Source organism: Streptomyces sp. NPDC048825 (assembly GCF_043198355.1).
Lineage (GTDB): Bacteria > Actinomycetota > Actinomycetes > Streptomycetales > Streptomycetaceae > Streptomyces > Streptomyces xiangluensis.
Window position 1 is genome coordinate 303029 of record NZ_JBICUR010000008.1, and the last position, 14073, is coordinate 317101.

Sequence of the window (14073 nt, forward strand, 5' to 3'; positions counted from 1 at the left end):
CCCGCTGTCGGCGAGCCAGAGTTGGATGTCGCCGGGGAGCCGTGCGGCGTGGTGATTGTGCTGGGTCTTCTTCACCATCGGAACGAGGGCCGTCCTGTCCGAGGGATTGTCGTGCGCTTCGATGGCCAGCAAGAATTGACGGCGGGCGCACACGACTGGATGTTGTATCCCTGCAGGTAGCCGCCACGTTTGCCGGGAATCAGCCGGGAGTCGGGATCGCTCAGGCAGGCACGGGACTCCGGGGAGGGGGCCGGTCGGGGTGTGCGGGCCCGCTCCAGCCAGGCCTGCATCTTTACCAGTCGCGTTCGCTGGCGAACGAGGACGGTCTTGTGCTCCATTGGGACCGGCGGCCGTCCGTTCGCTCCACGACGTCCTGCCGCCCGGTCCTCTCGGACGCGGAGCTCGTACTTCTTCAGCTTCTCCTGGTGAGCCTCGGTCTCGGCGGCCAGGCGCTTCTCCGCGCGGGCCACCATCCGCTCGGCGGCTTCGACCTTGATCCGGATCTCGGTGGGTGAAGGCATCGCCCGTTCATGCAGTCTGTCCCTGGCCAAGTGGGCCCGGGTAAGCCGGTCGCACAGCCGGGACAGGCGAGGCCAGTTGTCGCACGCGTCCTCGCCATCACCCTGTACTGCCGAGCCATCGGCCTCGACGCTCAGCGCGTGGTCGACTTCATCCTCCATCAGCGCGTGGATCTCTTTCTCGCACTGGGAGATGGTCTCCTCCAGGCGCTGGAGCCGCTGGTTGGCGTCGCGTGAGGCGTTCGCCTCCATCGGTGAGCCGTCCACGGCCACCGCCGAAAGATCGACCAGGCCACGTCGGCCGCACAGCGACAACACCTGCACGAACAGCGAGTTCAAGGCGGCACGGTGGCGTCGTACGAACCGCGCGACGGCGGAGTGGTCCACTCGGCGGTTCGCGGTGATGATTCGGCAGCCCACATCGTCCCAGCAAGCCTGCTCGATGCGACGGGAGGAACGCACTCCCTTGCTGTAGCAGTACAGGAGCAACGCAATCAGGCTCGCGGGAGGGTAGGCCACCCCGCCCCGCCCGTCGTCACGGTAGCTGTTCTCGAACGCCGACAGGTCAAGTAGCCCGACGACGTCGAGCACCTTCCAGCACAGGTGCTCGGGCGGCAGCCACTCCCGCACATCCCACGGCATCTCAAGATCACGTTCACGGTCGCACGACAAGAAGTTCCGCCCCACCAGCCAAGAGTCCGACGCCTGCCTGATCCCCGGAACCGAACAACGAATCGCTCTTGACCTTCACCGGGCAGGAGCCGTGCGACGGCCTCTGCCCGTTCTCACGAACCCCGCGAAACCCTCCCGCCCCGGCCCCGGACGCCCACCCGGCCGCCGCAACTACCAGAAAGCCCCCGTCTACAACGTGGGAAACGCCCTGCTCGAGAACGATCAACGAACAGACGAGCGACACCCCGAACGGCCAGCCTCTTGAACACCGCACGTTTTATCTCAAGCTTAGGCCGGACACTAAACCGCAGGTCGGAACGTGCTTCCTGAACTTCCGTCACCACCAGTGCAGATCACCGCATTTTTCAGAGATTGTTTGTTCGGCACAGCCCCCGAAGGAAAACAACGCCTGGGCCGCTACACCTGGAGCGGACAGCACGTCCAACAGGGCCGTCTTGGTGGCCCGGGTCAACTGGTCGACGCATCCGGTAGCGCCACCGCCCGGACACCGCAGGGGCAAGCGAACGGCGTCCTCGATGCGGCCCAACGGTCCCGCTCTGGTGGGAGAAATGAGGCTCGGTGATCAAGAAGAAGAGAGTAGTGGGCGTAGCGAATGCCATGAATGCTCGCAAGGGTGCCGCCCGGGCACGCCGGCCGCTGGCGATGATCGCCTCGGTCCTGCTCATCACAGGTGCCTCGACCGGCGCCGCCACTGCGGCCGGTGCGCACGAGGACGGGAAGCGGGACGGGAAGTACTGCGTTGTCGAGGTCGGCAAATCGGTCGACGGGGGCTTCTCGCCGGTGAAGTCGAAGACGTGCAGCGACGACCCGACCTCGTCGGCCTTCATGGCGGCGGACCGGCCCGACGTCCTGCTCATGGAGTGGTTCTGGAACGCGTACAACAGCCCGGGGGACGTCACGCGCATCGTCGTGTCGGCGGAGGACGGGCCTTGCGACTCGTCAGGCTACCGGCTGCGGCCGAACCTCATCTGGGACAACGAGATCTCCGGCTTCTACACGTACAGCAACTGCCGTGAGGTGACCATCTACGACGGCTACAACCGGGACGGCGACTCGCAGTACTGGTACGACGGGACGGGCGACGGGCCCAACGTGCCTTATGTCGGCGATTGGATGAACGACCGGACCAGCTCCCTCTGGATCCGGGCCTGACCCGCGATCCCCACGCAGCACCGGGGTAGGACGCCGGCTTGACTCCGCCGGATCGCGGATCGCGGATCGAGCCGGCCGGCCAGGTCGGCGCATGAGCCCTACGGTGTGGGGCTGGTAAACAGCAAAGGGGCCGGAAGACAATTTGTCTTCCGGCCCCGGGCGAGCCCGCCGGGCTTACGCGAGGTACTCGTAAGCGTCGGCCGGAACCTCGATGATGCCGAGGTGAGTGATCGCCCGCCGGGGGCCCTTGGGCGCAGGCTTCGGAGTGATCAGGGCGATCAACTCGTCCGCGAACGTGGGGCCGCTGAATCCGCCGCGCACCGCGAAGTCGTCCGCCCGCCGCGCGATGCGCTCGACTCGGTGGCAGGGGCGACTTCTTTCGGTTTGGGCCGAAACGAGGGCCTCGACCTGCCCTTTTGAGGATCAGAAACAGGTTCTTAGCTTGAGTTTTAACCTCTGTGCGGGCGTTGCTCGGCATGCCGGGAGTGAAACTGGCCGGTCGGCCGTCTCACGGCCGATCGCCCAGTGAGCGGCAGCGGGTTCGGGAACACCGGGAAAGCGAAGGCCCGTCCTGCTGGTGTTGCGTAACCTCTCGGGCGGCTCAGCGGCAGAGCGAGTCGGGCTCGGGCCGCCTTCGTTGCCCCTCGGGGGTGTAGGTGAAGGCTTTGTCAAAAGGCGCGTCTCCGAAGCGGACAGCAAGCAGAACAGGTTCCTCAAGCTTGGGCCATGTGGACTCGGGGGCCGGGGTGCTGCCATGCCAGAGATGGAAGAACACCATGGGCTCGTCAGGATCCTCGCCCAGGTAGCCGAGCGTCTTGCTGTACAGCGTGCTGGTCCCTCCGAACAGGATGGACGGGGGGCCGAACTCGGAGATGACATCTGCCCACGAGCGGTCCTCCTGCGCCCACGGGCGCACTCGGGCCAGCAAAGCGTGATACTCGCCAGCGGACAGAACGTGATCGGGCCTGAGCCAGCCGCGGCGATGCGCGAACTCGGCGTAGACCGAGGCGACGCAATTCTGGTCGTAACCTCCCGGCATCAACTCCTGGAACAGGCCTGCCACACCCGTGCTGGTCCAGGCCCCTCGATTCGACCAGGCGCGCTGCTCTTCAGCCAATGCCTCGGGCTGGCATTCCACGAACAGCAGATGATCCATCAGCATCCGCAGGGCCGCGTCACCCTGCGAGAACATGCCGGGACGGCGCAGGGCAGAGTTCAACTGGTCGACGAGATAGGCGTGTATCTCATCGACACCCACAAGTGATCTAGTGGAGGACACGCTCAGAGTGTGCCCTACACCCTCGCACACGGGCGGGTGCCGCAGCAGCAGGCAGAGGTTAAAACTCAAGCTTAGAGAACCTCTGTCTGCTGGCACAGCAGGCTTGGCCCCAATGTCGTTCTGATCAACTTGTGGGAGTGGCGAGGGCCCCGCCGGAACGGATCCCGGCGGGGCTATGCATCAGTGCAGTGCCTGCAACTCGCGCATGGGGAACGGGTGACCCCACTCCTTCAGATAGCGGGATTCACCGACCTCGGACAGCAGTCGTTCGGCCATCAACCGGACATCATCGATGAAGCCGCTCGTGGAGACGCGCCCCGCCCACCTGGGCTGCCCGCCGGCCCACCGGTTGTCCATTCGGGTTGACGATCACCTCGACCTTGTAAAGCAGCCTCGGGTTGGAGCCCTGAGTAGTGCCTATCGGGTAGTCGAACTCCAGCGTGTGGATGAGTCCATCTCGGGGCAGGCCGGTACCGGGCTCGGGCGTGTTCGGCCTGCCGGTGGTGTTCCGTACCGTATCGATGATCAGATCACCGATCTCCGGCACCGAGCGGTCGGCCACCGACCCCACCGCCTTCGCCTACACCACCACCGCGGGCTCCAAGTGGGCCTACATCTTCCGCACCGACTCAGGCGAAGCCCGCATCCGCCAAGTCCAGCCCGGCACCTCAGGGGCGGGGCCAGCGAACACCACCTGCCTGTACGACACAACGGCCAGGTGGCGGACCTGGTGAGACCCGTGGGGCGACGCCGCGAAGGCGTCGCCCCACGGAGAGCCGTATGACCATCGAGGACGCGGCGGCGTTGAGTGGAACAGTCGACTCCGGTGCGTCAGGCTGGTTGCCATGCGGTCACTCTTCCGCTCATCCGGCCCCTCGGGAGCGGGCGGTCACAGCCGGGTCCTCTTCAGACTCGGGCAGTGTCTGCCCTTCGTGATCGTACTGTTCGCGCTGGGCATCGAGCTCTCGCCCGCACACGATGTGATCACCGGTCCCCTCCTCGCCGCGATACCGGCACTGGCGGCGCTGACGTTGGGCCCGAAAGGCACCCTCTCGGCGGCGGTGGGAGCTTTCTCGGTCACCGTGATCACGGCCACCCTCCACCAGAGCTGGGGTGGCCAGGCCTACAGCAACCTCCTGTCCCTCATCGTGGTGTCAGTGGCCAGTGTCACGATGAGTAGTGCCGTACGTGCGCGCAGGCAGAGTGAGCTGGACAAGTTTCGCCGGATCGCCGAGGCGGCACAACGAGTCCTGCTGAGCCGGGTGCCGGCCCGGCTGGGCCCGGTGCGGATGGCCAGCCTGTACCACGCGGCAGAGGCGGGGGCGCAGATCGGCGGCGATCTCTACGCGGTGTCGCAGACCCGGTACGGGGTCCGCATGATCGTGGGTGACGTCCGCGGCAAGGGGCTGCCCGCCGTGCGCCTGGCCGCGGTCGTACTGGGGGCGTTCCGCGAGGCCGTGCACTACGAGGACGAACTGGTGGAGGTGGTGAACCACTGCGCCGCCGCGCTGGAACGGGAGTGCGCCGTGCCCAGTGCGATCGATCCGACCGCCGGTGAACATGAGACCGAGGATTTCGTCACCGCGGTCGTGGTCGAGGTGTCCGACAGCTTCGCGGTCCAGGTGATCAACCGCGGCCACCCGCCGCCGCTGCTGCTGCGCCGCGGCAAGGTAGAGGCCTTGACGCCCACCTCGCCGCTGCCGCCCCTGGGACTGGAGGAATTCATCACCGTTCATCCCGCCAAGGCGGAGAGCTATCCGTTCACGCCCGGTGACCGTCTGCTGCTGCACACCGACGGCGTGATCGAGGCGCGCAGCCCCGACGACGGTTTCTTCGCCCTGCCCGAGGCCATGGAAGCGGCGCATACGTGCAGCACGCCGGAGTTCCTGGAGCGATTGCACCAGGCGTTGATCCGCCACACCGGGGGCTACCTGGCAGACGATGCGGCGATGCTCCTCGTGGAACGGCTCGACGTCGACGGATCCCCCTGAGACGCCGACGGGTGGACAGGCGGCGACCCGGACGCCTCAGGACACCAGTCCGTCCAGTTCCTCGCCGATCACCTCACGCAGGGCGTCGTGCCGAGGACCAAGCGCATACCGCTCGTCGCTCCACCACTCTCGCGGATACAGCCACACGGGCCTTTGCACGAGATCTGCCGGCTCCCAGCCGAACCGCGGCCACACATGCGCATGCAGGAACAGATCGGTGTTCCCCAGAATCTCCAGGTTGACGCGGCGAAAGGCCGGGTCCAGCCGCTTGCAGACGCGTTCGACAGCCTCACCCAGCCTGTCCATGTCGGACAGGAACGCCAGCCGCTTGCTCCGGGGCAGCTCCGACAGGCGCTGCACCGCGGGATCGTCCGCGAGGAGCACCGAGTATCCCGGGAGGAACTGAACGTCCCCGATCACCGCGAACCCGGCTTCCAGCCTCCGGAGCACCGTGGGGTTCCCGCCCCGAAGCGCGCTGCCGATCCGGTCGTTCCGCCAGTCGTCAGTCATGAATCGGACCCTGCCCCCGACAGGGCCGCTCGATGTCGATCCGGCAGGATCAGGGAGCGCTCTCAGCAGTACGGCGACCAGGAGTTATCCTGGCCCGGAACCGCTGCCCCGAGGAGTTCCGGTGTCCGAGTCGTCGACAGCGTCGCGCCCCACGTTGGAGGCGGTGGCGGCACGGGCGGGGGTTTCCCGGGCCACCGTGTCGCGGGTCGTCAACGGCGGTGACGGGGTCCGAGAGCCCCTCGTCGAGCGGGTCAGGCGGGCCGTCGAAGAACTCGGTTACGTTCCCAACCAGGCCGCGCGCAGTCTCGTGACCCGGCGGCACGACGCGGTGGCCGTGGTGATCGCCGAACCCGAGACCAGGGTGTTCGCCGACCCCTTCTTCGCGCTCCAACTCCGGGGCATCAGCAAGGAGTTGACCGCGCACGACTCCCAGCTCGTACTGCTGCTCACCGAGGGCCGCGACGACCATGCGCGCGTGGGCCGCTACCTGGCCGGTGGCCACGTCGACGGGGCCCTCGTCTTCTCCCTGCACCTCGACGACCCGCTGCCCGAACTGATCCACGGCGCAGGGGTGCCGACCGTGTTCGGCGGGCGGCCCGGCTGGGGCGACGGTACGCGCAGCGCGGTCTACGTCGACAGCGACAACCGGGGTGGCGCCCGCGAGGCCGTACGCCATCTCGTCGCGCTCGGCCGTACGCGCATCGCCCACATCACCGGCGCCCTCGACCAGACCTCGGCGGTCGACCGGCTCGACGGTTTCCGGGACGTCATGGTGGACGCCGACCCCCGGCTGATCGCGGAGGGCGACTTCACACCGGCGGGCGGTGAGCGTGCGATGCGTCAACTTCTGGACGGTTTTCCGGAATTGGACGGCGTGTTCGCCGCGAATGACTTGATGGCTTCGGGGGCTCTGCGGGTTTTGCGGGAGCGGGGGCTTCGGGTGCCCGAGGATGTCGCGCTGATCGGGTTCGACGACATGTTGCCGGTTGCGGAGCAGACCGACCCACCTCTTACGACGGTTCGTCAGGCCATCGAGGAGATGGGCCGGTTGATGGCTCGGCTGCTGTTGCGAGGGCTGGCCGCCGGTTCCGCCGACGCGGGCTCGCAGGAGGGCTTGGTGGGGGCGCCCTCCAGCGTTGTCCTACCGACGACGTTGGTGCGGCGCGCCTCCGCGTAGGGTTTCGCGAGCGCGTCTGCCTGGCAGGGTAGTCGGGCGGCTGCGGGTTCGTCGCGGCTGGTCGCGCAGTTCCCCGCGCCCCTTACGGGGCGCTGGTCGCGCCCCCGTGGCGGGGGCGCAATTGATACGGCCCCGCGCCCCTGAAGGGGTGCCCCCTGACCGCTGCCTACCAGGGCTAAGAACCCACCGTCACCGTGAACCTTCGCGGGTTGCCGTCATGCGCCGCCCCCGATACATCGGGCTCGCCGTCCGGACGGACGTCGTCGTACGGAAAGGCGTAACCGATGGGCGAGTTGGCGTGCACCACACGCGACCAGTGGTTAGTGACCTCGCCCTTGTAGTAGTCGGCCGCTGTCGCACCGTTCGGCTGGGAGGCGTGCGTGAGCATGATGGAGCGGTTGAAGCCGGCGGCGAGGCGGGCGAGGAGCCCCTTCTTCTCGTCCGGGTCGTTCGGGTTGTTGGTGAACGGGCCGTGGTTGCAGGTGAAGATGTCCTTCGACGTGGGCTTGGCGAAGGTGTGGCCGCCGTTGAAGGTGAGGGTGTCGCCGCTGACCCGCCCGGTGAACACGCCCCGGCCGCCCTGGAGATCGATCTTGAGGTCGGTCGTACGGTACTTCTCCCAGACCTGGTCGATATAGCTGTTCCAGACGTCGCGGAACGGCATTTCGGCTGGGCGGTCGAAGTAGGGCGCCATCAGGTTCTGCGGGGAGATCACCCGGAGTACGGCACCACCGTCGCCCCGGATGACGAGCTTGTCCCAGGGCTGTCCGTCCTTCGTCGCCTGCGCCGCGAGGTCCGACGCGATCTTGTCGACGGCGCCGTCGGGCAGCGGCGCCACCGTGTGCGTGGCGTCGCCCTCCAGGGTCAGACCGATCGGCAGGGCGGTCACCAGGTCGACGTAACTGATGTTGGCGTACAACTGCTGGGTGTTGAACGTGAACTCGCAGAACGACCAGGTCTTGCCGTAGTTGGCGTCGGTGGGCGTGGCGAAGGCGGGTTCGACCAGGGCGGGACCAGGGTTGAGGAAGAAGTCGAGCGTGTCGTCTCGTACGAAGTAGACGCGGGCGCCGTACATCTGAGGAAGCGTCAACACCTTCGGTGCGGAACCGGCGGCGCCGAGCGGAATGGCACAGTCGACGGGCAGCGGGGTCTGGGGCGCCGAAGGCGACTCGGGCCGGTAGACACCGCCGTCGGCCCGCAACAGCACCCAGTTGCCGGTGGACTGCTCGTGCCCGGTGACGTACGCGCGCACCGTGCCCGGCAACGAGGCGTTCCGCAGGGCAAGTTCGCAGGTGGCGGGCGCGGCCAGGGCGCCGGGACTGAGGGCGCTTCCCCAGACGGGGTAGCTTGCGGCGGTTCCTATGGCGGCAGCTGAGGTCAGGAACGTTCTGCGTGAGATCACGGAAGGTCTCCTGGGGTGTGGGGGGTTGCCGGGCGAGCCGATGCACGTGGGGGCTCGGCTCCTGCGGTCTGCACCAATGTCCCCAGGGGGAGTTGAGGCGTCAAGGCTTATGACTGAGAGCGCTCTCGAAATCTTCGTCCGTTCAGAAGTTGGCGACCGGACAACCGGGATACAGCGCCCCGGAGGTTGGGCGGCATGCCTATCGGGGGGCGTTGGGTTCGTGGGCGACTGCGGGCCCGTCGTGGCTGGTCGCGCAGTTCCTCGCGCCCCTAAAAAGCAAAAGCCTGCGCTCCCAACGAACCCTCAGCTTGCCCACCGGCGGGAGGGGACGTGGGCCGGTGCGTCGTATGCCCGTCGCGTAGCTTCGGTCTCGGCCCACCCGCGCCCTGTGGCAGCAAACAGCCGTATGCCCTGTTGGCGACGGGCTGACGCACCGGACCGCGGCCCCGCACCCACCACCCACCCAGGGACGCGGGGCTGTGACATTAGCGGCTCCGCCGCGGGGCGCGACCAGCCACAGCGGCGCCGCAGTCAAAACTGTTCAACCCAGCGGAGCGCTCTCGCTCTTGATCACCGCGAACCGCGCCCCGTACGGATCGGCCAGCTTGGCCATACGGCCGACGCCCTCCACGCTGGTGGCAGCCATACGCACCGTGCCGCCCAATTCCTCGGCTTTGGCGACGACGGCATCCGTGTCCGTGACCTCGAAGTACGGCAGCCAGTACGCACTCTGCTCCGCCGGATCGTCGGCCAGCGCCACGAGACCGCCGAACATGTCGTCCTCCGTGGTGCCCGCGGGATTGACGCAGGTGTACGTGCCGCCGGGGAACGGCACCGCCGAGGTCTCCAGGCCGAGCACCGAGTGGTAGAACCCGGCAGCCGCTGGGACATCCGGGGTGTAGAGCTCGACCCAGCACAGGGACCCCGGGTCGCCCGCCACGTCGATCCCCTTGCGTTTGCCCGGCTGCCAGATGCCGAAAGCAACGTCCGCGTTGTCGCTGAGGATGGCCATCCGGCCCTGGTCCATGACGTCCATGGGCATCATCGGGACGCTGCCGCCGGCCGTCTCCGCTGCCTTGGCCGTGGCTTCCGCCTCCGCACACTGGAAGTAGACGGTCCAGGACGGCGGGCCCTGCTCCTCGGTGGTCTGCATGCCGCCCGCGGTGATCCGCCCGCCGAGCTGGAAGAAACCGTAACCGCCGACTTCTGGTCCTCCGGCCTGGAAGTCCCAGCCGAAGAGGGCGCGGTAGAAGGAGCCGGCGCCTTCGATGTCGGGGGTGCCGAGGTCGACCCAGTTCGGGGCGCCGTTGACAAAACGGGTGGTGAGCATGATGCCCTCCTCCTTGAGGGGTCCCGTTGCCTGCTCTGGTGAGTCTTGCACCGGCCACCGACAATCGCTCCTGGACGCGGGCGCCGGGCTGACCACAGGTGGTCACGCTGTGTAGCGGGAAACAACCGCTCGCGCTCGTTGATCCCGCGTTGAGCGAACGTTTTTCGGCGCTCGGCACCATCTGCGGCATGCACATCGAAAGCATTGCCGCACCCGACCTCTCCTGGCAGGAGCAGGCGTTGTGCGCGCAGACCGGGGCCGACTTCTTCTTTCCCGAACCGGGCAGTTCCGTGCGTGAGGCAAAGCGCATCTGCGGGCTGTGCGAGATGCGGTCCGCCTGCCTCCAGTACGCGCTCGCCAACGACGAACGGTTCGGCGTCTGGGGCGGCCTGTCCGAGAAGGAACGGCTCGGCCTCCGACGGACGCACCAGCAGTAGGCGGAGCTTCGTTTCTCGAAATTCAGTCCTCGTGACGGCCATGAGCATGCAGAATCCAGCGCATGCCCAGCACCCCGCAATACGAGGCCGAGTACGAGGCCGACAGCTTGCTGAACGTCCTCGACCCGCTGTCGTACCCGCAGCGCATGCGCGAACTCGCCGCGCGCGTACGGGACATGCGCCACCCGCTGCGGCCCGTGCTGGAGGCACTTGAAGCCCGTGGCCCCTACGAGCGCGGGATCGCCGTCGTCGCGGCGTCCGTCGCTCGTGACGTCGAGTGGATCGCCGCACGCGTCGCCGACCCCGATCCGTACATCCGGGGACACGCGCTGCGCGTCGCCGACAGCCTTCAAGTCTCCGACTCCGTCTACGAGTCGGCGCTCGCGGACGTGCCTGAGACCATCCGCCGCGGACTGCTGCGGGCGATCGTGGCCGGGCGGCGCACCGCGCTCGCCGACCGGCTGATCGACGGGCTGCGACGTGACTGGGGCGATGCCGAGGCGGCCCGGCTGCTGCCCGGCTGTTCGGCGGACAGGGTCGCCCGGCTGCTGCCCGAGCTGTTCCACGCGGTCACCGGATGGCGGCAGCTCGCCAAGCGGCACCCCGATGCTCTACTCGACGTGACGGAACGGGAGTTGACCGGCCTGCCCGAGGCGATGCGCGGCGCTTGGTGGGACCGTTACGCGGACGCCGTGGCCGCCGTGACGCCCGCCGTGCCCCTGCGCGTGCTCGAACTCCTCGAACGCCTGGGCCCCGCGACCCTGCCGCACCAACTCCGCGCCCACATGCCCGCGTTCGCCACCGCCGACCCACGACGCATGGTGCGGCTGCTCCTCACGCCCGCCTGGTCCGGCGTCCTCGGCTTCCTAGGCGTCCACTCGATGAGCGCCACCGTACGGCGCAGGCTGACCCGCTCCGGAGCGCCCGAACTCATCGCGTACGGAAGGACGTTGGTGCCATACGGCAGCCTTCCCCCGCTCCTCGAGGCGCTGCCGCCCGCGCAGCGGCACGCCTTCTACGAGGCGGTGTACGAAGGCCGGGGCGCCGGGCCCGTCGACGCGAGCCTGCTCGAAGCGCTGCCCCGCAGCCATGTCGCCGACGAGGCCCGCAAGATGGCCGCGACGCTGCACGAAGGCGGCAGCCGGGAGATGGAGGTTCTGCGCCTCGAGTCCTTCCTGCCCGTCGCCGAGGTCCGCGAACGGCTCGTCGAAGCCACCCGGCGACCGGCCGCCGAGGACCGCGTCGAGGCCTGGCCGTTCCTGATCCGCAACGCGGGCCGTTCCGGCGACCCCGAAGCCGTCATCGCCGTACTGGAGGAGATGGGGCGGCTGCGAAACGAGCAGGACCCGGTGCGCGAGGCGGCACTCGGAGCGCTCGCCCGAGTCAGGCCCGCCCTCTTGACCGAGGACGCGGAACCGCTCCTCGACCGCATAGCCGTCGACGCCGTTCAGGCTCCCGATTCCTCGTCCGACACCCGCCACCACCTGAGCCGGCTCGCCGTCGGTGTGCTGCGCGAGCACGCGGCAAACGGGCGACGGGAGTTGGTGAACTGGGCGCTGCGCACGCTGGTGCGGATCTCCGGCAACACCGGCGGCGCTGATCTCGGCCGCCTCGATCACACACTGCGGCGAGGCCAGGAACACCAGGTGTACGAGGCGCTGCGTCCCTGGATCGAAGCGGGTGCCGAGAAGTCCGACTACAGCCTCGCCTTCGCGCTCACCCGAGCCGTGGGCCGGCGCGCCGCCGGCATGCCAGAACTGCAGGAACTCCTGTGGCAGGCGATCCGTTACGGCAGTGACACGACCGCGCGCGAGGCGGTCGATCTGTGGCTGGAGCCGCCCGCGACCCGGGGCGAGCGAAGCGAGATGGGGGTCCCACCGGCCGAAGGCTGGGGGAGAAGCGCCATGGGTGTCCCCCCGGACGGAGTCTCGGGGAGGGCGGCCCGGATCCTCGCCCTTGAGCCGTCCGCGGGTGCGCTGCCGTCGGTGCACGCCATCGTCACCCGGTGTCGTACGGACCTGCTCGACCCGTTGCTCGCCGACACCCCGCCGTACGGCCGGTTCCTGACCAAGGGCAGCCCCTGGTCCGTATGGGTGGACCGCGACATCCGGCGCTGGGTGCCACGTCAACAGCAGGCGGTGGCCCGGCAGTTGGCGGCGCTCGCCGAGGACGACGGGCTCCCGCTGTGGGAGCGGGCCGAGGCGATCGAGCAGTGTGCGCTCGTGCCGGGCATCGGCGCCGATCTCGTACGCCGCTGGACCGGCTCCGAGGACGTCGTCCTCGCCGAGGCGGCCCTGGCGGCCCTCGCCCGCACCGACCGGCCCGCCGAGGCGCTGCCCGAACTGCTCGCGCACGCCGGCGGCGAGCACGCCCGCGTGGCGGTGTACGCGGCCACGCAGGCGTCCCGGTATGCGGCGCCGTCCCTCCTCGCCGAGCAGCTCCGCGCCATCCTGCTCGGGCCGGACGTCAAGGTGACCAGCCGCAAGGAGGCCGCCCGCCTGGCCGCCGTACGCCTCCCGGTGCCGCGGGCGGCGGAGCTGCTCACGGAGGCGTACGCGCGACCGGGCACCCATCGCGACGTACGCGCCGCCTGCGTCGCCTTCGCGGGCCCGCTGCTCGCCGAGGAGGCGGTGTGGGGGCTGCTGGGCGATGCCGCGGGCGCGGAACCCGTCCTGCGCACGGCTGTTCTGCGCGTCTCGCCGCTGGATCTCTCCGAGCCCCACCGCGAGCGGTACGCCCGCCTGGTGCGCGACGTCTGCGACACCGACGACCCGGAGACGGCGACCGTGGCCTTCGACGCGCTGGCCCGCTGGGCGCCGTGGTCGCCGGACGCGCCGACGGTGCTGGCCGACGCCGCCGCGAACCTGGCGCAGCGCGTCTCCTGGCACGCCGCCGCGAACGGCCTCGTGACGGCCGCGGCGGGATCGGAACGGGGCGGCGAGGGCCTGCTACGGGCGTTGCGGGCGCTGGCGGAGGCGGAGGGTGCGCCCCCGGCGGTGGAGGACTCGCACGACGCCGAGGACGAGGCCCCGGCTGTGGAGCCCCTGCACGACGCCGAGGAACATCGCGACCGCCCCGCGCGCCGCCGTATCGAGAACCTCGTCCTGCGCCTCAGCCTTCAGGGCAGAACCGCCCCGCGGTCCATCCGACCCGCCGCTCTCGCCGCGAGCGGACTCCTCGCGGGATACGACGACTTCGTTCCGCAGGCCGCCGAAATCGCCGCGTTCCACCTGGACCTGGACGCGGACCCGGCCCGGCTCGAGGGCCTCGCCGCCCTCACCGAGGGCCGCCCTGCGCTCGCGGCTCGCATGGCACAGGAAGTCGGCGAGCGGCTGAGCCGTCAGGTGCACGAGGGCGACCCCGAGGCCCTGCTGCACGTGACCCGCCGCCTGACCGCCCACGGCGGCCACGCCCAGGGACTGCTCGCCGTAGCCCTCACCGGCGCCCTCGGCATCCGTACGGCCTGGCCGACGCCCTGGCGAGAGCACCTCAGGCTGCTACGCCGCCACGCACTGCCCGACGTCCGCGACGCGGCACTGGCGTTGGTCACGGCGCACGAATAGGCGCCCGGCGGATGGGCCGGG

At 69.1% G+C, this 14073-nt stretch carries 13 protein-coding genes; 6 read left to right on the plus strand and 7 right to left on the minus strand.

Annotated features, from left to right (window positions below; genetic code table 11):
- Nucleotides 1-71 precede the first annotated feature (71 nt).
- Entirely contained in the window at nt 72-1160 is a 1089-nt protein-coding gene (locus tag ACGFNK_RS21650; RefSeq protein ID WP_393418146.1) for a transposase, read from the minus strand.
- A gap of 648 nt (nt 1161-1808) precedes the next feature.
- Between ACGFNK_RS21650 and ACGFNK_RS21655 the strand changes: the two genes are divergently transcribed.
- Nucleotides 1809-2363 carry a hypothetical protein gene (locus ACGFNK_RS21655; RefSeq protein ID WP_393418148.1) on the plus strand — a complete coding sequence of 185 codons (555 nt, stop codon included), beginning with the start codon at nt 1809-1811 and terminating at the stop codon, nt 2361-2363.
- A 174-nt stretch (nt 2364-2537) separates the two neighbouring features.
- On the opposite strand, the gene ACGFNK_RS21660 is transcribed toward ACGFNK_RS21655, so the two are convergent.
- From ACGFNK_RS21660 to ACGFNK_RS21670, 3 genes are all read right to left on the minus strand, one after another.
- The gene (locus ACGFNK_RS21660) at nt 2538-2684 is read right to left on the minus strand and encodes a hypothetical protein (protein WP_157857531.1); all 147 of its coding nucleotides are present in this window, start codon (nt 2682-2684) and stop codon (nt 2538-2540) included.
- A gap of 280 nt (nt 2685-2964) precedes the next feature.
- Nucleotides 2965-3642, minus strand: coding sequence for a hypothetical protein (locus ACGFNK_RS21665; protein WP_393418150.1), 678 nt, complete (start codon nt 3640-3642; stop codon nt 2965-2967).
- A 180-nt stretch (nt 3643-3822) separates the two neighbouring features.
- Complete coding sequence (locus ACGFNK_RS21670; RefSeq protein WP_393418152.1) at nt 3823-3999, minus strand: hypothetical protein; 177 nt, start codon at nt 3997-3999, stop codon at nt 3823-3825.
- A gap of 164 nt (nt 4000-4163) precedes the next feature.
- Here ACGFNK_RS21670 and ACGFNK_RS21675 point away from each other — a divergent pair, with 164 nt between their 5' ends.
- Together ACGFNK_RS21675 and ACGFNK_RS21680 are read left to right on the plus strand one after the other, a co-directional pair.
- Nucleotides 4164-4376, plus strand: coding sequence for a hypothetical protein (locus ACGFNK_RS21675; protein WP_393418154.1), 213 nt, complete (start codon nt 4164-4166; stop codon nt 4374-4376).
- Between the two features lie 198 nt (nt 4377-4574).
- Nucleotides 4575-5633, plus strand: a complete 1059-nt coding sequence (locus tag ACGFNK_RS21680; RefSeq protein WP_393418156.1) for a PP2C family protein-serine/threonine phosphatase — start codon at nt 4575-4577, stop codon at nt 5631-5633.
- A gap of 36 nt (nt 5634-5669) precedes the next feature.
- Here ACGFNK_RS21680 and ACGFNK_RS21685 read toward each other — a convergent pair whose 3' ends face one another.
- Nucleotides 5670-6143, minus strand: a complete 474-nt coding sequence (locus ACGFNK_RS21685) for a diadenosine tetraphosphate hydrolase (protein WP_393418158.1) — start codon at nt 6141-6143, stop codon at nt 5670-5672.
- Nucleotides 6144-6264: 121 nt separating this feature from the next.
- On the opposite strand from ACGFNK_RS21685, the gene ACGFNK_RS21690 reads away from it, so the two are divergent.
- Nucleotides 6265-7320 carry a LacI family DNA-binding transcriptional regulator gene (locus ACGFNK_RS21690; protein WP_393418160.1) on the plus strand — a complete coding sequence of 352 codons (1056 nt, stop codon included), beginning with the start codon at nt 6265-6267 and terminating at the stop codon, nt 7318-7320.
- Nucleotides 7321-7495: 175 nt separating this feature from the next.
- Here the strand turns inward: ACGFNK_RS21690 and ACGFNK_RS21695 are convergent, their stop codons facing one another.
- Nucleotides 7496-8722: a glycoside hydrolase family 64 protein gene (locus ACGFNK_RS21695; protein WP_393418162.1), complete on the minus strand. Its 1227-nt coding sequence runs from the start codon at nt 8720-8722 to the stop codon at nt 7496-7498.
- 541 nt (nt 8723-9263) lie between these two features.
- Nucleotides 9264-10052, minus strand: a complete 789-nt coding sequence (locus ACGFNK_RS21700) for a VOC family protein (RefSeq protein WP_393418164.1) — start codon at nt 10050-10052, stop codon at nt 9264-9266.
- A 188-nt stretch (nt 10053-10240) separates the two neighbouring features.
- Between ACGFNK_RS21700 and ACGFNK_RS21705 the strand changes: the two genes are divergently transcribed.
- Together ACGFNK_RS21705 and ACGFNK_RS21710 are read left to right on the plus strand one after the other, a co-directional pair.
- On the plus strand, nt 10241-10489 hold the full coding sequence (locus tag ACGFNK_RS21705; protein WP_344395983.1) for a WhiB family transcriptional regulator: 249 nt from the start codon (nt 10241-10243) through the stop codon (nt 10487-10489).
- A gap of 62 nt (nt 10490-10551) precedes the next feature.
- A complete protein-coding gene (locus tag ACGFNK_RS21710) occupies nt 10552-14052 on the plus strand; it encodes a hypothetical protein (RefSeq protein ID WP_393418166.1) in 3501 nt (1166 codons plus the stop codon).
- The last annotated feature ends 21 nt before the right edge of the window (nt 14053-14073 follow it).

Bases quoted from the DNA above. Each gene is read 5' to 3' on its own strand.
- ACGFNK_RS21650 (WP_393418146.1), bottom strand. From the start codon at position 1,160: ATGCCGTGGGATGTGCGGGAGTGGCTGCCGCCCGAGCACCTGTGCTGG.
- ACGFNK_RS21655 (WP_393418148.1), top strand. From the start codon at position 1,809: ATGAATGCTCGCAAGGGTGCCGCCCGGGCACGCCGGCCGCTGGCGATG.
- ACGFNK_RS21670 (WP_393418152.1), bottom strand. From the start codon at position 3,999: ATGGACAACCGGTGGGCCGGCGGGCAGCCCAGGTGGGCGGGGCGCGTC.
- ACGFNK_RS21675 (WP_393418154.1), top strand. From the start codon at position 4,164: ATGATCAGATCACCGATCTCCGGCACCGAGCGGTCGGCCACCGACCCC.
- ACGFNK_RS21685 (WP_393418158.1), bottom strand. From the start codon at position 6,143: ATGACTGACGACTGGCGGAACGACCGGATCGGCAGCGCGCTTCGGGGC.
- ACGFNK_RS21700 (WP_393418164.1), bottom strand. From the start codon at position 10,052: ATGCTCACCACCCGTTTTGTCAACGGCGCCCCGAACTGGGTCGACCTC.
- ACGFNK_RS21705 (WP_344395983.1), top strand. From the start codon at position 10,241: ATGCACATCGAAAGCATTGCCGCACCCGACCTCTCCTGGCAGGAGCAG.
- ACGFNK_RS21710 (WP_393418166.1), top strand. From the start codon at position 10,552: ATGCCCAGCACCCCGCAATACGAGGCCGAGTACGAGGCCGACAGCTTG.